The sequence below is a fragment of the Streptomyces sp. JNUCC 64 genome (assembly GCF_054484115.1).
This window is the reverse complement of record NZ_CM137015.1, coordinates 6,840,859-6,858,312: the sequence shown is the minus strand read 5'-3', so window position 1 is coordinate 6,858,312 and position 17,454 is coordinate 6,840,859. Positions and strand designations below refer to the sequence as shown.

Here is a 17,454-nt window from a genome sequence, read left to right as displayed (position 1 = left end):
GGCGGGCCACCGCCGGAACACCTCCACGACGACGGGAGTCGGACGATGAAGTACATGCTGCTGATCCAGGCGGGCGCGACCCAGGCCGCTGGCGGAGCCACCGGGGACGACGCCGGGTGCGAGGTCGCCGACTGGATCGCGTACACCAAGGCCGTGCGGGACGCCGGGATCTACGTGTCGGGCGAGGCCCTCGCGGACTTCGTCAGCGCCACCACCGTCCGGGTCGGCGCCGACGGCGGGCGGACCGTGACCGACGGGCCGTTCGCGGAGTCCCGCGAGGTGCTGGGCGGCTTCTACGTCATCGACGTGCCGGACCTGGACGCCGCGCTGGACTGGGCCGCCCGCTGTCCCGGGGCGCGCGGGGACGGGGCCGTGGTGGTCCGCCCGGTCGCGGACACCGACGACTTCCTCGTCTGAGGGACGCCGTGACGGACACGGGCCGGACCGCACGGGACGGCGGAGGCGACGGAGGCGACAGGGACGCCAGGGGCCCCGGGGACCGCGCGGAGGGCGCCGACCTGGTGGTGGAGGAGGTGTTCCGGGAGGAGCACGGACGGCTGCTCGCCTCGCTCGTCGGCCGCTTCGGCGATCTCGACCTGGCCGAGGAGGTCGCCTCCGAGGCCGTGGAGGCGGCGCTGCGGCGCTGGCCCGTGGACGGGGTCCCGGCGCGGCCCGGCGCCTGGCTGCTGACCACGGCCCGGCGCCGGGCCGTGGACCGGCTGCGCCGCGACCGGACCTACGCGGCACGGCTGGCCGTGCTGGGCGCCGAGGCGGAACGGGCCGCCCCGGCGCCGCCCGCCGACGCCGACCGGGACCTGCCCGACGAACGGCTGCAGCTCTTCTTCACCTGCGCCCATCCCGCGCTGGCGGCGGACGCCCGGGGGGCGCTCGTGCTGCGCTGTCTGGCGGGGCTGACCACCCCGGAGGTGGCGCGGGCGCACCTGGTGCCCACCGCGACGGTGGCGCAGCGGATCGTCCGGGCGAAGAAGAAGATCCGCGAGGCGCGCGTCCCGTTCCGGGTGCCGGGCCCCGACGAGCTGCCGGAGCGGCTGCCCGGGGTGCTCCAGGTGCTCTACTCGCTCTTCACCGAGGGGTACGCGGCCAGTGCGGGCCCCCGGCTGCAACGGCCCGACCTGGCCGAGGAGGCCATCCGGCTGACCCGGCTGCTGCGGCGGCTGCTCCCCGGGGAACGGGAGGTCACGGGGCTGCTGGCGCTGATGCTGCTGACGCACGCCCGGCGGGGCGCGCGGGTGGGTGCCGACGGCGGACTGGTGCTGCTGGAGGACCAGGACCGCGCCCGCTGGGACCGGCCGATGATCGGGGAGGGGCTGGCCCTGGTACCCGCCGCGCTGACCGGGGGCCCGCCCGGGCCGTACGGGGTGCAGGCCGCGATCGCCGCGCTGCACGACGAGGCCCCCGACCTGCCGGGCACCGACTGGCCGCAGATCGTGGCGCTGTACGACGTGCTGGCGGCGATCGCCCCGTCCCCGGTGGTGGCACTGAACCGGGCGGTGGCGGTGGCCATGCGGGACGGGCCCGCCGCCGGGCTCGCGCTGCTGGACGGGCTCGCCGGTGAGCCCCGGCTGCGGGACCACCACCCGTATCCGGCGGCCCGCGCGGAGCTGCTCCACCGGCTGGGGCGGCGGGCCGAGGCGGCCGACGCCTACCGGGCGGCGCTCGCCCTGGCGGGCACCGGGCCCGAGCGGGACCATCTGCGGCGCCGCCTCACGGCGGTGGAGGCGGACGGCTGAAGGGCGGTGGCCCGTGGCCTGTCCGGGGGGACGGGCCACGGGCCACCGAAGGGTTCCCGTCCCCGGACTGGCCGGGGAACCGGACGGACCACGCGCCGCGGACCGGCGGCCGACGCGGCCGTGGGCCCGCGGCGCCGGGACCTACAGGGCGACGCCCAGCAGGGCGTCGACCGCGCGGGAGACCACTCCGGGCGCTCCCTCGTCGTCGCCGCCGTGCTCCGCCTGACGGGCGGCCCAGCGGTCGACGGCGGCGAGGGCGGCGGGGGCGTCCAGATCCTGGGAGAGGGCCTCGCGGATCTCCTCGACCAGCGCCTCAGCCCCGGGCCCGTCGGGCCGGGAGACGGCGGCGCGCCAGCGGTCGAGACGGGCCACCGCGTCCCGCAGGACGTCGTCGGTCCACTCCCAGTCGGCCCGGTAGTGGTGGGCGAGCAGGGCGAGCCGGATCGCGGCCGGGTCGACGCCCTCGGCGCGCAGCGTGGAGACGAAGACCAGGTTGCCCTTGGACTTCGACATCTTCTCGCCGTGCAGGGCGACCATCCCGGCGTGGACGTACGCCCGGGCGAAGGGGTGCTCGCCGGTGAGGGCGTGGGCGTGCGAGGCGCCCATCTCGTGGTGCGGGAAGGCCAGGTCGGAGCCGCCGCCCTGCACGTCGAAGCCCATGCCGAGGTGGTCGAGGGCGATGGCCACGCACTCGATGTGCCAGCCGGGGCGGCCGGGGCCGAGGGAGCCGCCGTCCCAGCGGGGCTCGCCCTCGCGCGCGGCCATCCACAGCATCGGGTCGAGCGGGTTCTTCTTGCCCGGACGGTCCGGGTCGCCGCCCCGCTCGGCGGAGAGCAGCCGCATCGCGGCGGCGTCCAGGTGGGACACCTCCCCGAAGTGGGGGTCGGACTCCACGGAGAAGTAGACGTCGCCGTCGAGCTCGTAGGCGGCGCCCGCGTCGCGGAGGCGTTCGACGAGGGGGACGATCCCCGGTATGGCCTCGACGGCTCCCACGTAGTGCTTCGGGGGCAGCATCCGCAGGGCGGTCATGTCCTCCCGGAACAGGGTGGTCTCGCGGTCGGCGAGCCGGACCCAGTCGACCCCGTCGCGCTCGGCGCGCTCCAGGAGGGGGTCGTCGATGTCGGTCACGTTCTGGACGTAGTGGACCTGCCGCTTGGTGTCGAGCCACACGCGCTGGACGAGGTCGAACGCGTTGTAGGTCGCCGCGTGACCCAGGTGGGTCGCGTCGTACGGAGTGATGCCGCAGACGTAGATACGGGCGACGGGACCGGGGTCGAGGGTGATCAGGCCCCCGGTCGCGGTGTCGTGGATCCGGAGGTCGCGGCCCTCACCGGGCAGGGCGGGGACCTCAGAAGCGGGCCAGGCATGCATGACATGAGCGTAACCGGACGGTGCGTCCGCTACACCGGTGGCCAGGGGTTTAAACGGGCGGCCACGGGATCGAGGGCCACTCGCCGCCCGGTTCCGGATGGGCTCCGGAGGCCAGCATCGCCGTGGTCCGGGCCCGGGTCGCGGCGATCTCGGGGCCGGTGAGCAGCTCCGCCAGCCGTACGGCCAGGGGCTCTTGGGGTTCCAGGGCACCGCTGAGGCCGGTGAGGGCGTCCCGCGCCTGGTCGGTCAGCGGCTCCCCCGCCCAGCCCCACAGCAGGGTGCGCAGTTTGTCGTCCGTGTGGAACGTCACGCCGTGGTCGATGCCGTAGAGGCGGCCGTCGGCGGCGGGCAGCAGATGGCCGCCCTTGCGGTCGGAGTTGTTGATGACGGCGTCGAGGACCGCGAGCCGGCGCAGCCGCTCGTCGTCGGCGTGCACCAGCAGGGCGGTGCGCCCCCCGCCGATGTCGGCGGGACCGACCGCCTTCCAGCCGGGCCCGGGCTCCTCGGCGTCGACCAGGGCGAGCAGCCCCTGGCCCGGGGGCTCGACGGCCTCGATCCACAGCTGGCACATGCCCTCGCCGTACGGTCCGTCGCGGAGCACGGTGGGGGGCACCAGCCCCCAGCCGAGGGCCTCGGACACCTCGTACGCGGCGACCTCGCGCCGGGCCAGGTTCCCGTCCGGGAAGTCCCACAGGGGGCGCTCCCCGGAGACGGGCTTGTAGACGCAGGCCGCCCGTTCCCCGTCGTGCTCGACCTCGCAGTACAGGGCCGTGTTGGAGGCTTCCCGGATCCGGCCCCGGACGGTCAGCGCGCCCCGGGCCAGCAGCTCGGTGACGGTCACGCCCCGCGACGGTATCCGTTCTGGCGCGGGCATACGTGTCCCTCCGGGTCGAGCGGCAGATTGCAGAGCGGGCAGGGCGGACGGCCCGCGTTGACCACGTCCAGGGCGCGCTTGGCGAAGGCCCTGGCCTGGGCTCCGGAGAGCCGGACCCGGAGCATCGGGGGGCCGTTCTCCTCGTCCTGGAGGAGGCGCTCCTCCGCCTCCGCGAGGTCCTCGTCGGAGTCGGCGTCGAGTTCCACCAGGGCCTGGGCCTCGACGACCATGCACTGGTCGTCGCCGTCCCAGGCCAGCGCCATGGTGCCGACCCGGAACTCCTCCTCCACGGGGGTGTCGAGGGGGGCGGTGTCGGAGATCTCGGCGGGCGCCACGGCGGGCACGGCCGCGCTGCCGCCGCTGCGCCGGACCACCTCGTCCAGCAGCTCGTCCATGCGTTCCGCGAGCGCGGCGACCTGGGTCTTCTCCAGGGCGACGCTCGTGACCCGGGAGCCGGACGAGGCTTGGAGGAAGAAGGTGCGGCGCCCTGGCAGACCGACCGTACCGGCCACGAAACGCTCCGGTGGGTCGTAGAGGAACACCTGACGGGACACGTCCTGTCTCCCTTGGGATCTCGACGGGCCGGTCACACGACCGGCGAGGGGATGCTGCTGCGTTGCTCCGACCGCCTCACCCTACTGCGGTCCGCGATCACGGCGCGCCCGCGCCTCCGCCCACCTCGGCGGTGGCGTCGCCCCCGGCGGTCGCGGGGCCGGAGCCGGGCGGGAGGTCACGGGGTTTGAGCGAGGCGAAGTCCCCGGTGTCCCCCAGCCGGACCAGGAAGGGCCGCGTCGGGGTGAAGCGGATGACGGTCACGGAGCAGGGTTCCACGGACACCCGCTGGAACAGGTCGAGGTGGAGTCCGAGGGCGTCGGCGACCAGCGACTTGATGATGTCGCCGTGCGAGCACACCAGATAGGTGGCGTCGGCGCCGTGCTCGTCGGCGACCCGCTCGTTCCACTCCCGGACGGCCTCGGCGGAGCGGGCGGCCATGGCCCGCATCGACTCCCCGCCGGGGAACGCGACGGCGGAGGGGTGGCTCTGGACGGCGGCCATCAGGGGTTCGTCGTTCAGCTCCGCGAGCTTGCGGCCGGTCCAGTCGCCGTAGTGGGCCTCGCCGAGCCGGTCGTCGGTGTGGCGGGTGAGGCCGGGGCGGGCGTCGAGCAGCGGGGCGACGGTCCGCAGACAGCGTTCGAGGGGGCTGCTGACCACGGTGGCCAGCGGGACCCCGTCGAGGCGGCCGGGGAGGGCGGCCGCCTGGGCGGTACCGCGCTCGTCGAGGGTGACGCCGGGGGTCCAGCCCGCGAGCAGGCCCGCGGTGTTGGCGGTGGAACGTCCGTGCCGGACGAGGATCAGCGTGGGCATGCCGACAGCCTAGGTCGTGCCGTCACGCCCTCGCCGTCGTACGGCGGACGGGCCGACGGCCGACGGAACCGACGGACCGACGGCGGCCGTGCGGACAGCGGTGCGGCGGCGCGGCGGGCCGTCGGCGGTTCCCGGTGGATTCCCGGCGGGTTCCCGATGGGTTCCCGGGGCGCTCCCGCCGGGAACCGGCGCGCGGCTCAGGCGAACTCGGCGGCGGAGGCGGGGCCGCCCAGGGCGTCGCGGCGTTCGGGCATCGTCAGGGAGACCATCCGCCGCCAGCCGAAGGCCCGTTCGTACGCGTACACGGCGTGGATGCCCGCCGCGAGGGCGGCGGCCTTCGCCCGCGACCAGCCGAGGATGCGTCCCATGTGGGCCATCACGGCGAGGCTGACGTCGCGGTAGACGAGGATCTCGGCGTGGGCGCACTCGCGCAGGGTGCGCTGGATGGCCCGGCCGTGTCCGGCGTACGCGAAGCGCAGCAGTTCCTCGTGACAGTAGGCGAGGTGGTTGTCCTCGTCGTTGGAGATCATCTTCACCGCGCGGCCGATGTCCGGGTGGTCGCCGAAGAGGCGGCGCAGCAGCTCCATCTGTTCGGAGGCGCGCTGCTCGGTGACCCGGCTGTGGGCGAGGTAGGTGACGAGGTCCCGGACGGTCAGGGGTTCGTCCCGGCGGAGCTTGTCGTGCGCGAGGCCGATGCCCCGGCCCTCCAGCAGCATGGTGTAGTCGGTGTCCGGCGGGACCTCGACGGGGGTGAGGCCGCGTTTCCTCATCAGCGCGTTGAAGATCCGTCCGTGCTTGTCCTCGTCGGCGCCGTGCCGGACGACCTTGGGGGCGAGGTCCCGTTCGACGGCGGGGACGAGAGCGGCGATGCGGGCGTTCTCCCAGCCGCCCTGGGACTCTCCGCTGGCCGCGATGGAGCAGAACAGCCGGAACGACTCGTCGTCGTCGAGGATCTCCTGGAACAGACTCTTGGCCGAGAGCATGACTGCCACCTCCGTGCAGGGGTCCGCGCAGAACGAGTCAAGTGCGGGAGGCGGCGGACGGCAACACGGGTGTGCGGGGACTCCGCCGAACGGGGGACACGGACGGGGCGGTCCGGTGCGTAACCGTGCGGCCGGTGGCGCGTTGTGCTGGGTGACGGCCGTGGCGGGGAAGACCCCCGAGCCCCCACCACGGCCGCGGAACCCTTCTCCGGGGACGACCGCCCTCCGGCCCGTGCGGCCGGAGGGCGGTTCCGTCGTACCGCCGCGCGGGCCGGGGCGGGCGGCCCCGGGCCGGGGTCAGCCGAGTCCGGCGCGTTCCAGCGCCTCGGTCCCGGCGCGCAGCGCGGCCAGCCGCGCGTCGAGGGTGAGCCCGGCGGGGGCGAGGGTGAGGGTGGTGACCCCGGCGGCGGCGTACGCCCGCATCCGGTCCGCGATCCGGTCGACGGAACCGAGCAGGGTGGTGGAGTCGATCAGCTCGTGCGGAACGGCGGCGGCCGCCCCCTCCTTGTCCCCGGCGAGGTAGCGGTCCTGGATCTCGGCGGCCGCCGCCTCGTAGCCCATCCGCCGGGCGAGCTGGTTGTAGAAGTTCTGCTGACGGCTGCCCATCCCGCCGACGTACAGCGCGGTGTAGGGGCGGAAGGCGTCCGCGAGGGCGGTGACGTCCTTGTCGTCCCCGACCGCGAGGGGCAGCGTGGGACAGACGTCGAAGCCGTCGAGGGTCAGCCCGGCCTTCTCCCGGCCCGCCCGCAGATGACGGACCGCGGTGTCCTCCAGGTGTTCGGCCGAGGAGAAGATCAGCAGGGCGCCGTCGGCGATCTCGCCGGTCTGTTCCAGGTTCCTGGGGCCGATCGCCGCGATGTAGAGGGGGACGCGGGGGCGCTCGGGGTGCACGGTCAGCCGGAGCGGCTTGCCGGGGCCGTCGGGCAGCGGAAGCGTCCAGTGGTGTCCCTCGTGGGTGAGGCGCTCCCGGCTCATGGCCTTGCGGACGATCTCGACGTACTCGCGGGTGCGGGCCAGCGGCTTGTCGAACTTCACCCCGTACCAGCCCTCGGAGACCTGCGGCCCCGACACCCCGAGGCCGAGGCGGAACCGGCCGCCGGAGAGCGAGTCGAGGGTGGCGGCGGTCATCGCGGTCATCGCGGGCTGGCGGGCGGGGATCTGGAGGATCGCCGAGCCGACGTCGATCCGCTCGGTGTGCGCGGCCACCCAGGAGAGCACGGTGGGGGCGTCGGAACCGTACGCCTCGGCGGCCCAGCACACGGCGTAGCCGAGCCGGTCGGCCTCCCGGGCCACCGCCAGGTTGTCGCCGTCCATTCCCGCGCCCCAGTAGCCGAGGTTGATCCCGAGCTGCATGGCCGATCCCCTTACTGGTGAGTAACGTACCTGTGCGGCGAACCCTAGCGCGCGGTGGCCGATCCGTCAGGACGGGTCGCGGGGGCCGCTCCGGGCGCCACGGGCGCCCGCACGGGCACCCGCACGGCGGGCGGGGCGCGGCGGGGTCGCGGCGGGGCGGTCGCGCACGGCGGACGGGGCGCGCGAGGCGTGCGGGACGCGAGGCGGAACGGATGGGGCGACAAGGGCGGGCGAGGCGGCACGAACGGGACGGACGGGACGGCGGGGGCGATGGGGGCGATGGGGGCGGTGGGGGAAAGGCCCCACTGTGACGGTTCGGCCCCGGTTGCCGCCGGTTGTCCACAGGCATCCACGCCCGTGGACTTCCGGCCAGTAATGTCAACGCCCATGGAGCAGAGGTATCTCGGCCGCACCGGCCTGCGTGTGTCCCGCATCGGCCTCGGCACCCTGACCTGGGGCCGCGACACCGACGAGAGCGACGCCGCCGACCTGTTGAAGACCTTCTGGGAGGCGGGGGGCACCCTCGTCGACACCGCGGACGTGTACGGCGGCGGGGAAGCCGAGTACCTGCTGGGGCAGCTGATAGAACGGCTCGTCCCCCGACGGGACCTGGTGATCGCGACGAAGGCGGGCAGCGTGCCCGATCCGGACCGGCGCTTCGACGGCTCGCGCGGACATCTGCTGAGCGCCCTCGACGCCTCGCTGGCCCGGCTCGGCACGGACCACGTCGACCTGTGGCAGTTGCACGCCTTCGACCCGACGACCCCGCTGGAGGAGACCCTCCAGGCCCTCGACATCGCCGTCAGCAGCGGACGCGCCCGGTACGCGGGGGTCTCCAACTTCTGCGGCTGGCAGCTCGCGAAGGCCGCCACCTGGCAGCTCGCCGCGCCCGGCACCCGCGCCCGGCTGGCCAGCACCCAGATGGAGTACTCCCTGCTCCAGCGGGGGGTGGAGCGCGAGGTGCTGCCCGCCGCGATCGACCTGGGCATCGGGCTGATGCCGTCCTCCCCGCTGGGCCGCGGCGTGCTCACCGGGAAGTACCGCGACGCCACTCCCCCGGACTCGCGCGGCGCCTCCGAGCACCTCTCCCTGTTCGTCGAGCCCTATCTGGACAACGAGGGCGGCCGGATCGTCGACGCCCTGGTGACGGCGGCGGACGGGCTCGCCGTCACCCCGCTCCAGGTGGCCCTCGCCTGGGTGCGGGACCGCCCCGGGGTGACCGCCCCGGTCATCGGTCCGCGCAACGCGCGGCAGCTCAACGCGGCGCTGTCAGTGGAGACGCTTAGTCTTCCGGACGAGATCTGCCGGGCCCTCGACGATGTGTCGGCGCCCGTCCACCGCTATCCCGACCAGGACTGGAGCACGTTGTGAGCACGCACTCTGAAGCCGAGGCGCCCGGCCCGGAGGCCGAGGGCCCCGGGGACGGGGCGGTGGCCGGGAACGCCCCCGACGGCGCGGAGCCGACGGCCCCCGAGGGGCTCCCGGACAGCACCCCGGCCGACGCGGACGACGCCCCGGAGGCGGACGGCACCGGGCGCGGCACCGAGGACGGTGCCGACGGCGGCGTGGACGACGCCGACGAGGTCGTCGGCGGGGCTGACGGGCCGGACGAGGCGGATGAGGCGGGCGGGGCGGACGGCGCCCTCGCCGCACCCGCCACCGACGACAGCGACAGCGACAGCGACAGCGACAGCGACGAAGGCGTGAGCCCGGCGGGGACGACGGAACCGTCCCCGGAAGGCGCGGACCCGGCCCCCGGACCTTCGGAGGCCCAGGCGGAGCTGGCGGCCCAGCGGGAGCTCCGGGAACGGATCGAGCGGCGGAAGGCCGAACGGGACGGTCCGGTCGACAGCGGCGCCAAGCTGAGCGGCACCGCGGCCGAACTGCTGGCGGCCGTCCGGGCCGTGGAGAGCGGCGAGAAGCCCGCGCGGACGTTCACCGCGCCCGCCCCGGCCCCCCGGGCCCCCGGACCGGCCGCCGCGCCCCCGCGTCCCCGGACCCCCGCCCCGGCCGCGACGGCCGTGGAGCCCCCGCCCGCCGCCACGGCCGCCGTCCGCGCGGTGCTGGCCGGGGGCGGCGCCCCGGAGACCCTGGCCGACCAGGTCGCCACGGCCCTCGGGGAGGACGCGGCGGAGCGGCTGCGCGAGGACCCCTGGCTGCTGTTGAGGGTGCCGGGCGTCCGGCCCGAGCAGGCCGACGGCTTCGCGCGGGCGTCGCTGGGGCCCGGGTGCGGTCCCGACGACGAGCGGCGCGGCCGGGCCCTCACCGTCTGGCTGCTGGGACAGGCCGCCCTCGCCGGACACACCGCGCTGGACTCCGCCGCGCTGAGCGGGGCCCTCGCCCAGCGGTCGGTGCCCGACCCCGGCGCGGCCGTGCAGAGCGCCCTCGCCGAGGGCGAGGCGCTGGCCTTCCAGGACGCCCCGGAGGACACCGGCACGTCCGCTGCCGGAAAGCCGGACGAGGACGGGAACGGAACCGGGGAGGGCGACGAGGACGGGGAGGCCCCCGGTCGTCCGGTGCGGGTGCTGATCGGGCTGGAGCGCTACGCGCTGGCCGAGGAGAGCCTCGCGGACGGGCTCGCCCGGCTGCTGAACGTCCCGGCCGGGACGGACGACGGACCGGACGGCCGGGCGTCCGAGCTGGTCCGGGCCTCGGCGGCGCACCCCCTGGTGCTGCACACCGGCGGGGAGGCGGCCCGTGGCGAGGTCGCGGTCCTGGTCGGCACCGCGCTCGCGGCGGGCCGCCGGGTGGTGGCGGCGTGTCACACGACCGGGGGACGGGACCGGTTCGCCGCCCGGCTGACCACGGACGGCACGGCGCCGCCCGAGGACGTCGTGGTGACGGTCGCGGGACTGCTGTCCGGGACGGAGGGACCGGGCCGGGACGCCGAGGGCGCGCTGGCCGTGGACCTGCTCGTGGTGCTGGACGCCCCGCAGCTCGACGTGGAGACCGCGGCGACGCTGGTGGAGTCCCTGCCGGACGGGGCGCGACTGGTGCTGAGCGGTGACCCGGCCGTGCTGTGGTCGGCCGGACCGGGCCGGGTCTTCGCCGATCTGCTGGCCGCCCGGGCCTGTCCCCACATCGCCTCCCGGACCCCCGACCCGGGCCCGATCGGCGAGCTGACCAGCGGGGTCGCCTTCGGCGAGCTGAACCAGGTGGCGGCCCCCGGCAAGGAGGTCGTCATCGTGCCGGTCCGGGACGCCGGGGAAGCGGTGCACCGCACGGTCCAGCTGATCGCGGACTCGGTGCCCCGGGCCTTCTCAGTGGCGCCCGGCGACACCCAGGTGATCACCCCAGGCCACGGCGGCGCCGCGGGCACCCGCGCGCTGAACACCGCCCTGAAGGAACGTCTCAACCCCGGACCGGGCCGCTTCGGCGGCTTCGACCCGGGCGACCGGATCGTCTGGTCCCCGGCCCCGGGACGGTCCGCTCCGGGGCGGGTCGTGGGCGCGGACGCCGAGGGCCTGCGGCTGGAGTGCGACGGCTCGCCCGTGCTGGTGCCCCGGGAGCGGGTGGAGCGGACGGTGCGGCACGGCTGGGCGATGACCGCGCACCAGGCGGTGGGACGGCACTGGCCCGCGGCGGTGGTGGTGCTGCCCGGGGACGCCGCGGGGAGCCTGGACCGGGCGTGGGTGTACACCGCGTTCGGGCGCGGGGAACGGCACCTGTCCGTGGTGCACGGGGTGGAACAGGCGCTGCCGCGCGCCGTCGCGGAGGGCGCGCCACGGCCCCGGACGACCCGGCTGGCGGCGCTGCTGCGGGCGCAGGTCCCGGCCGCCGCCGGATGACGGACGGACGACGGCGGCCTCCCCGCTGAACGCGGGGGCCGCCGGAAAGCCGGGACCGGGGCACCGGCGGACGGTCCGAGCCGTCGCCGTTACCCCGGTCGTGGTGTTTCCGCGTCGTCCGTTTCCGTCGTCCGTGCTGGGAGCCCGTGCCGGAAGCCCGTCCGGCGCGCCCCTCCGCCACGCCCTCCGGTGCCCGTCCTAGTCGTCGTCCGTCTCGTCGGGCCCGTGGGCGTGGTCCACGTGGTCCGCGTCGTCGACGTCCACGCCGTCGTCGTCCACGTCGACATCGGTGCCGTCGTCATCGTCGTCCACGTCGACGTCCGCGTCGTCGTCGAACACGGCGCTGACGTCGAAGCGGCAGACCACCCGTTGCGGATCGGCCTGGTCGAAGGGGCTTTCCAGCCACTCCCCCGGGTCGGCGGGCTCGTCGGCGGCGGTCACCCAGAGGGTGGAGTCGCCCTCCTCCAGCCCGAACTCCTTGTGCCGGGAGGCGATCTCGTCGGGTTCGAACTCCCCGAAGAGGACGCCGAGCGCGCCGTGCACGGTGGCGCCCACCGTGTCGGCGAGCGGCGCCCCGTCCGCCTCGGCCGCCTCCACCCGCTGGGCCTGGGCCATCAGGCGCTGGGGTTCCACCACGGCGTAGTCCCGCCGGATGAGCACGCTGAGCGCGTTCGGTTCCTCGGGCCCCGTGTACGGCGGCAGGGCGTCCTCCGCGGCGGGGATCTCGAAGGGGGTGACCTCGTCGTAGCGGTCGTAGAGCAGCTCGTCGTACTCCTCGGCCGCCACCGCCAGCTCGTTGAACGCCTCGTAGACGGCCGGGTCGTCCTCACCCGACCGGTTCTCGACCGCCACGAGGTGGCGGTCCAGAGCGGCCTTCACCGCCTCGGCGGCGGCGCGTACCTCGGCAACCGTGGGCTGCGCAGCATCAGACATAGTGCAGACGCTATCCGTACCAGGCCGGTGCCCGCACAATAGATGCGATGCCGGAATACGAATTTGTCGACGTGTACGTTCCGCGCGGGGTGACCCGCAAGGACACCACCCGCCTGTTGACCGACCACGCAGAGTACGGACACTGGGAGTTGGAGCGGCTGCGTCTCAATCCCGACGGAAGCCGCCGGGTGCGGCTGCGGCGGCGGATCATCCGCCAGTTGCGCGCCACCTGGTGAGGGGCCACGGCCCGGATGGAGGGGGTCCCGCCCGGGCGGGACCCCCTCCGCCGTGACGGACAGTCGTGGGCCGGGGAGTGCCGACACCATGCGGATCCGGCCGTCGTCTCCCCCGCGCGACCCGGGGAATGGCCGTTTGTGATCCACAGGCAAGTCCACCTCCGGGCGGGCGGGAGCGCGCGCCGGAGCGGGCGCCGGGCCGGGCGCGTTCACGCCCCGGCGCCTCTATCCGGACGACACGACGGCCCCGGAACGCGCGGGTCGCGCTCCGGGGCCGGTACCTCAGGGCCTCGGGGAAGGCGTGGCGTCAGCCGTTGACGCAGGTGTTGCCGAAGGCGGGGTTCAGCAGCCCGATCACGTTGACGGTGTTGCCGCAGACGTTCACCGGGATGTGGACCGGCACCTGGACGACGTTGCCGGAGAGCACGCCGGGGGAACCGACGGCGGCACCCTGGGCGCCCGCGTCGGCGGTGGCGAGACCCGCGCCCGCGAGCATGAGGCCACCGGCGGCGGCCGCGACGGCGACGACCTTCTTGATCATTGTTCCTCCTTGTTGGGCAGTGCGGCCCAAGCCTCGGGCCGCATGACCAGTAACGAGGGGGAGGCAATGGAGCTACGAGCGTATCTTCGGATTCACCCGTTCCAGTCGGGCACGCACAGACGGTCGATTCCGGCCCCCGGCGGCGCTCAGGAGGCGTCGATGAACCGGTCCAGCACCCGGACGCCGAACCGGAGGCCGTCCACCGGCACCCGCTCGTCCACTCCGTGGAACATGCCCGCGAAGTCCAGCTCCGGCGGCAGTTGCAGCGGGGCGAACCCGAAGCAGCGGATGCCGAGGTCGTCGAAGGACTTGGCGTCGGTCCCGCCGGAGAGCATGTACGGGACGGCCCGGGCGATGGGGTCCTCGGCCCTCAGGGCGGTCTGCATCGCGTCCACCAGGTCGCCGTCGAAGCTGGTCTCCAGCGCCCGGTCGCCGTGCACGTCCTCCCGGCGGACCCGGGGGCCCAGGATGCGGTCCAGGTCGGCGAGGAACTCCTCCTCGTGGCCCGGCAGGAAGCGGCCGTCCACATGGGCGGTGGCCTCGCCGGGGATGACGTTGACCTTGTACCCGGCGCCGAGCATGGTGGGCGCCGCGGAGTTGCGCAGGGTCGCGCCCACCATCTTGGCGATGCCGCCGAGCTTGGCGAGCGTGCCGTCCATGTCTTCCGGGTCCAGCGGGGTGCCGAGCGCGTCGGACAGCTCGTCGAGGAACGAACGCACCGTCTTGGTGACCCGCACCGGCCACTGGTGGCGGCCGAGCCGTCCCACGGCCTCGCACAGTTCGGTGATGGCGTTGTCGTCGTTGGTCATGGAGCCGTGGCCGGCCGTGCCCTCGACGGTGAGCCGCATCCAGTGCATGCCCTTCTGGGCGGTCTCCACCAGGTACAGCCGCAGCTTCTCGTTGACGGTGAAGGAGAAGCCGCCGACCTCGCCGATCGCCTCGGTGACGCCCTCGAAGAGGTCGGGGTGCTTGTCGACCAGGTGCCGCGCGCCGTAGGTGCCGCCCGCCTCCTCGTCCGCGAGGAAGGCCAGCACGATGTCCCGGGGCGGCTTGCGGCCCTCGCGCAGCCGGTCGCGGACGACCGCGAGGGTCATCGCGTCCATGTCCTTCATGTCGACGGCGCCCCGCCCCCAGACGCACCCGTCCGCGATCTCGCCGGAGAACGGGTGGTGGGTCCAGTCGGCGGCGTTCGCGGGCACCACGTCGGTGTGCCCGTGGATGAGCAGCGCCGGACGGGACGGGTCCTCGCCCTCGATCCGGGCGACCGTGGAGGCCCGGCCGGGGTGGGACTCGATGATCCGGGGCTCCAGCCCGACCTCGGCCAGCTTCTCCGCGACGTACTCCGCCGCCTTGCGCTCACCGGGACCGGAGTGGTCGCCGTAATTGCTCGTGTCGATCCGGATGAGGTCACGACAGAGGTCGGCGACCTCGTCCTGTCCGGTCACGGCCCGGGCTCCGGCGGCCCTGTTCGCCTCGCTCACGGCGGTTCCTCCCAGCTGTCGCTGCCTGCGGTTCCCCGCCATCCTCCCCCCGGACCCCGTCACCCCCCAAGGGCGGTCCCCGCCCGACACACGCCGTTCACGCGCTCCGCCGCGCGCCCCCGCGACGGGTGGGCCGCGCGGGCCCCGGGGCGGGGCGGCGGGCGTGATCAGAGAGCCGGATTCTTTGCTATGGTTTCCCACGTCGCCGCGGGAAACCGCGACAGACCACCGGTCCGGGTGGCGGAATGGCAGACGCGCTAGCTTGAGGTGCTAGTGCCCTTTATCGGGCGTGGGGGTTCAAGTCCCCCCTCGGACACCAACGGGAACCCCAGTCGATCTGGGGTTCTTCTGTTTTCCGGACGATGCCGCGACCGGCGGTCGGCCGCCGGGCTTCCCGGCCGGACTTCCCCGTCGGGCCGATGACGCCCGTCGGGTCGGTCGGCACCCGAGGCGGCCGACCCGTCGCACCGTCCCACGATCACGGCGTCCCGCCGGACGTCCGCGTCCCACGAATCGAGCGAACCCATGAGCGACGACGTCCTGTCGATCGTCCCGACCGATCACCAGTGGCGGCCCGGCCGGGCCGCGGCCGAGCGGACCGCCGCGCTCGCCGGGGACCTGGCCCCCGGAGTGCCCGACGGCGTGGAGGCCGAGGTCGAGGTCCTCTGGCACGACGCGCTCGCCCCCGTCGGCGGTGGCGACGGTCTGGAACGGATCGGCTGCCCCCACTGCGGCGCCTCGATCGACACCGAGTGGTACGCCGACCTGCTGGACAGCCATGAGGACGGCTTCGCCACCCTGGCCGTGGACGTGCCCTGCTGTTCCACCGCCACCTCGCTCGACGTACTGGACTACGGCGGGCCGTACGGCTTCGCCCGCTTCGAGATCGCCGTCTGGAACCCCGCACGCGACTGGTTCGACAAGGGCGAACTGGCCGCCCTCGGCGACGCGCTCGGCCACCCGGTGAAGCAGGTCAGGACCCACGTCTGACCGGGACGGCCCCAGCGGGACCGGGCGCACGGCCGCCGGACCGGCGGCGCCGTCGCGTCCCGTACCTGCGCCCGGGCCTCCGGCATCCCCTCCGTGACCGTGCCCGGTCCGCCGGGGGCCGGCCGCGGAACTCGGCCTCGATCACCTCGGTGTACAGCGAACTCCTCGGCAGCCAGTCGCCGTTGACGTTGCCGGTACCACGCGGACGGGAGCGTGGGGCCGCCGTCGGGTGTCCGACGCCGTGGGCCCGCCGGGTTCCGTGGGGACGCGGGCGGGAGGTGGGACGGGAGCGCTGCGGCACAATGGCGGGCATGGCCCGACGCACCCCCCGTCCCGGTTCCCGTTCCGCGCGGAGCTCCCGTTCCCCCGGTCCGCCCGTGGCGTGCCCGTGCGGCACGGGCGAGCCGTACGCGCGGTGCTGCGGGCGGTTCCACCGGGGCGAGGCCGCCGCGCCGACGGCCGAGGCGCTGATGCGCTCGCGGTACGCGGCCTACGTCGTCGGGGACGCCGGTTATCTGCTGCGGACCTGGGACCCGTCGACCCGGCCCCCGGCGCTGGACCCCTCGGAGGGGCCGCGCTGGACCGGGCTGGAGATCATCGGCGTCGCCGAGGGATCGGCCTTCCACCAGCGGGGGACGGTGACGTTCCGGGCCGCGTACGCGGACGGCGGGCGGGCCGGGGCGATGGTCGAGCGGAGCGCGTTCCGCCGGGTGGACGGGTCCTGGGTGTACGTGGACGGGGTCTTCCCCGACGACGGGACCGGCTGAGCGACGACGGGACCGGCTGAGCGCGGGGCCGACGCGGGAGCCGGACCCGTCCCCAGCCCGTTCCCGGCGCTCCCGGACTCCGGCCTCCGTCGCTTCCGGGCTTCCCCGTTCGGTTTCCGGGCCCGTCGCCGGGGCTCCGCCGCCGGGAGGGCCGGGCGGGTGCCGCTCCCGCCGTCCCGGACGGCGGGCGTCAGGGGGCCAGGACGTCCAGTTCCCTCAGCGCGCCGACGGCGATCTGCCGGGTCAGCTCCTCGGCGCGGGCCGCGTCCGACTCCCGGACCGCCTCGGCGACCTGGACGTGCAGGGTGACGGCCGCCGGGTCGGGGTCCTCGAACATGACCTGGTGGTGGGTGCGTCCGGTGAGGACCTCGGCGACGACGTCGCCGAGGCGGGCGAACATCTCGTTGCCGGAGGCGTTGAGGACGATCCGGTGGAACGCGATGTCATGGACGAGGTACGCCTCCAGCTGGCGGCCCCGGGAGGTGGCGACCATGCCGAGGGCGCACTCGGTGAGCGCGGCGCACTGTTCGGCGGTGGCCTGGCGGGCGGCGAGCCCGGCGGCGACCGGTTCCACGGCGGACCTGAGGACGGTCAGCGAGCGGAGCTGACGGGGCCGGTCGGCCCCGGCCAGGCGCCAGCGGATGACCTGGGGGTCGTAGACGTTCCACTCCGGGGTGGGGCGGACGGTGACGCCGACCCGGCGGCGGGACTCCACCAGCCGCATCGACTCCAGCACCCGGACGGCCTCCCGCATCACCGAGCGGGACACCTCGAAGCGCTGGGCCAGCTCGTCGGTGCGCAGCACGCTGCCCGGCGGGTACTCGCCCGCGGTGATCGCCGGGCCGAGGGTGTCGAGGACATGGGCGTGCAGGCCGCGGCCCGGTGAGGTCATGGCGCTCAGCCTACGAGCTGCTGCACCCGTCCACGAACTCGAAAAGTCAGACTTTTACATCACCCCCACTTGAATTCATCAGACCTTATGAGTTTCAGTGTCGTTCGGTGTCGTGACACCCAGACGTCA

The 17,454-nt window shown here is 74.9% G+C and carries 17 protein-coding genes and 1 tRNA gene; 8 read left to right on the top strand and 10 right to left on the bottom strand.

The window, feature by feature from the left end:
* The first annotated feature begins 45 nt into the window (after nt 1–45).
* Complete coding sequence (locus tag ACVWNX_RS28355; RefSeq protein WP_454411028.1) at nt 46–417, top strand: YciI family protein; 372 nt, start codon at nt 46–48, stop codon at nt 415–417.
* A 101-nt stretch (nt 418–518) separates the two neighbouring features.
* Nucleotides 519–1,751 (top strand): RNA polymerase sigma factor, encoded by a 1,233-nt coding sequence (locus tag ACVWNX_RS28350; protein WP_454414975.1) that lies wholly within the window; start codon nt 519–521, stop codon nt 1,749–1,751.
* Between the two features lie 141 nt (nt 1,752–1,892).
* On the opposite strand, the gene mshC is transcribed toward ACVWNX_RS28350, so the two are convergent.
* From mshC to ACVWNX_RS28320, 6 genes are all read right to left on the bottom strand, one after another.
* Nucleotides 1,893–3,122, bottom strand: coding sequence for a cysteine--1-D-myo-inosityl 2-amino-2-deoxy-alpha-D-glucopyranoside ligase (gene mshC, locus ACVWNX_RS28345; protein WP_454411027.1), 1,230 nt, complete (start codon nt 3,120–3,122; stop codon nt 1,893–1,895).
* A 49-nt stretch (nt 3,123–3,171) separates the two neighbouring features.
* Entirely contained in the window at nt 3,172–3,996 is an 825-nt protein-coding gene (locus ACVWNX_RS28340; protein ID WP_454411026.1) for an SCO1664 family protein, read from the bottom strand.
* The gene (locus ACVWNX_RS28335) at nt 3,960–4,550 is read right to left on the bottom strand and encodes a DUF3090 domain-containing protein (protein WP_454411025.1); all 591 of its coding nucleotides are present in this window, start codon (nt 4,548–4,550) and stop codon (nt 3,960–3,962) included. Before ACVWNX_RS28335 ends, ACVWNX_RS28340 begins: the two co-directional genes overlap by 37 nt.
* A gap of 97 nt (nt 4,551–4,647) precedes the next feature.
* On the bottom strand, nt 4,648–5,361 hold the full coding sequence (locus ACVWNX_RS28330) for a histidine phosphatase family protein (RefSeq protein WP_454411024.1): 714 nt from the start codon (nt 5,359–5,361) through the stop codon (nt 4,648–4,650).
* Between the two features lie 197 nt (nt 5,362–5,558).
* The gene (locus tag ACVWNX_RS28325; protein ID WP_454411023.1) at nt 5,559–6,344 is read right to left on the bottom strand and encodes a ferritin-like domain-containing protein; all 786 of its coding nucleotides are present in this window, start codon (nt 6,342–6,344) and stop codon (nt 5,559–5,561) included.
* Nucleotides 6,345–6,641: 297 nt separating this feature from the next.
* The gene (locus tag ACVWNX_RS28320; protein WP_454411022.1) at nt 6,642–7,697 is read right to left on the bottom strand and encodes an LLM class F420-dependent oxidoreductase; all 1,056 of its coding nucleotides are present in this window, start codon (nt 7,695–7,697) and stop codon (nt 6,642–6,644) included.
* Between the two features lie 387 nt (nt 7,698–8,084).
* On the opposite strand from ACVWNX_RS28320, the gene ACVWNX_RS28315 reads away from it, so the two are divergent.
* Both ACVWNX_RS28315 and ACVWNX_RS28310 read left to right on the top strand, forming a co-directional pair.
* Complete coding sequence (locus ACVWNX_RS28315; RefSeq protein ID WP_454411021.1) at nt 8,085–9,068, top strand: aldo/keto reductase; 984 nt, start codon at nt 8,085–8,087, stop codon at nt 9,066–9,068.
* On the top strand, nt 9,065–11,485 hold the full coding sequence (locus ACVWNX_RS28310; RefSeq protein ID WP_454411020.1) for a helix-hairpin-helix domain-containing protein: 2,421 nt from the start codon (nt 9,065–9,067) through the stop codon (nt 11,483–11,485). Before ACVWNX_RS28315 ends, ACVWNX_RS28310 begins: the two co-directional genes overlap by 4 nt.
* Before the next feature lie 198 nt (nt 11,486–11,683).
* Here ACVWNX_RS28310 and ACVWNX_RS28305 read toward each other — a convergent pair whose 3' ends face one another.
* Complete coding sequence (locus tag ACVWNX_RS28305; RefSeq protein WP_454411019.1) at nt 11,684–12,418, bottom strand: hypothetical protein; 735 nt, start codon at nt 12,416–12,418, stop codon at nt 11,684–11,686.
* A gap of 47 nt (nt 12,419–12,465) precedes the next feature.
* Between ACVWNX_RS28305 and ACVWNX_RS28300 the strand changes: the two genes are divergently transcribed.
* Complete coding sequence (locus ACVWNX_RS28300; protein WP_351242684.1) at nt 12,466–12,654, top strand: DUF5703 family protein; 189 nt, start codon at nt 12,466–12,468, stop codon at nt 12,652–12,654.
* 307 nt (nt 12,655–12,961) lie between these two features.
* On the opposite strand, the gene ACVWNX_RS28295 is transcribed toward ACVWNX_RS28300, so the two are convergent.
* Nucleotides 12,962–13,195: a chaplin gene (locus ACVWNX_RS28295; RefSeq protein ID WP_454411018.1), complete on the bottom strand. Its 234-nt coding sequence runs from the start codon at nt 13,193–13,195 to the stop codon at nt 12,962–12,964.
* A gap of 146 nt (nt 13,196–13,341) precedes the next feature.
* The gene (locus ACVWNX_RS28290) at nt 13,342–14,676 is read right to left on the bottom strand and encodes a M20/M25/M40 family metallo-hydrolase (RefSeq protein WP_454411017.1); all 1,335 of its coding nucleotides are present in this window, start codon (nt 14,674–14,676) and stop codon (nt 13,342–13,344) included.
* 231 nt (nt 14,677–14,907) lie between these two features.
* Between ACVWNX_RS28290 and ACVWNX_RS28285 the strand changes: the two genes are divergently transcribed.
* The 3 genes from ACVWNX_RS28285 to ACVWNX_RS28275 all read left to right on the top strand — a co-directional run bounded on the left by ACVWNX_RS28285 (nt 14,908) and on the right by ACVWNX_RS28275 (nt 16,433).
* A tRNA-Leu gene (locus ACVWNX_RS28285) sits at nt 14,908–14,995 on the top strand.
* A 206-nt stretch (nt 14,996–15,201) separates the two neighbouring features.
* The gene (locus ACVWNX_RS28280; RefSeq protein WP_454411016.1) at nt 15,202–15,666 is read left to right on the top strand and encodes a hypothetical protein; all 465 of its coding nucleotides are present in this window, start codon (nt 15,202–15,204) and stop codon (nt 15,664–15,666) included.
* A gap of 311 nt (nt 15,667–15,977) precedes the next feature.
* Entirely contained in the window at nt 15,978–16,433 is a 456-nt protein-coding gene (locus tag ACVWNX_RS28275) for a YchJ family protein (protein ID WP_454411015.1), read from the top strand.
* A 190-nt stretch (nt 16,434–16,623) separates the two neighbouring features.
* On the opposite strand, the gene ACVWNX_RS28270 is transcribed toward ACVWNX_RS28275, so the two are convergent.
* Nucleotides 16,624–17,325, bottom strand: a complete 702-nt coding sequence (locus tag ACVWNX_RS28270; protein WP_454411014.1) for a FadR/GntR family transcriptional regulator — start codon at nt 17,323–17,325, stop codon at nt 16,624–16,626.
* Nucleotides 17,326–17,454: the final 129 nt, after the last annotated feature.

Coding starts and splice junctions, on each gene's coding strand:
- ACVWNX_RS28355 (WP_454411028.1), top strand. CDS start 46: ATGAAGTACATGCTGCTGATCCAGGCGGGCGCGACCCAGGCCGCTGGC.
- mshC (WP_454411027.1), bottom strand. CDS start 3,122: ATGCATGCCTGGCCCGCTTCTGAGGTCCCCGCCCTGCCCGGTGAGGGC.
- ACVWNX_RS28340 (WP_454411026.1), bottom strand. CDS start 3,996: ATGCCCGCGCCAGAACGGATACCGTCGCGGGGCGTGACCGTCACCGAG.
- ACVWNX_RS28330 (WP_454411024.1), bottom strand. CDS start 5,361: ATGCCCACGCTGATCCTCGTCCGGCACGGACGTTCCACCGCCAACACC.
- ACVWNX_RS28325 (WP_454411023.1), bottom strand. CDS start 6,344: ATGCTCTCGGCCAAGAGTCTGTTCCAGGAGATCCTCGACGACGACGAG.
- ACVWNX_RS28320 (WP_454411022.1), bottom strand. CDS start 7,697: ATGCAGCTCGGGATCAACCTCGGCTACTGGGGCGCGGGAATGGACGGC.
- ACVWNX_RS28315 (WP_454411021.1), top strand. CDS start 8,085: ATGGAGCAGAGGTATCTCGGCCGCACCGGCCTGCGTGTGTCCCGCATC.
- ACVWNX_RS28305 (WP_454411019.1), bottom strand. CDS start 12,418: ATGTCTGATGCTGCGCAGCCCACGGTTGCCGAGGTACGCGCCGCCGCC.
- ACVWNX_RS28300 (WP_351242684.1), top strand. CDS start 12,466: ATGCCGGAATACGAATTTGTCGACGTGTACGTTCCGCGCGGGGTGACC.
- ACVWNX_RS28295 (WP_454411018.1), bottom strand. CDS start 13,195: ATGATCAAGAAGGTCGTCGCCGTCGCGGCCGCCGCCGGTGGCCTCATG.
- ACVWNX_RS28280 (WP_454411016.1), top strand. CDS start 15,202: ATGAGCGACGACGTCCTGTCGATCGTCCCGACCGATCACCAGTGGCGG.
- ACVWNX_RS28275 (WP_454411015.1), top strand. CDS start 15,978: ATGGCCCGACGCACCCCCCGTCCCGGTTCCCGTTCCGCGCGGAGCTCC.
- ACVWNX_RS28270 (WP_454411014.1), bottom strand. CDS start 17,325: ATGACCTCACCGGGCCGCGGCCTGCACGCCCATGTCCTCGACACCCTC.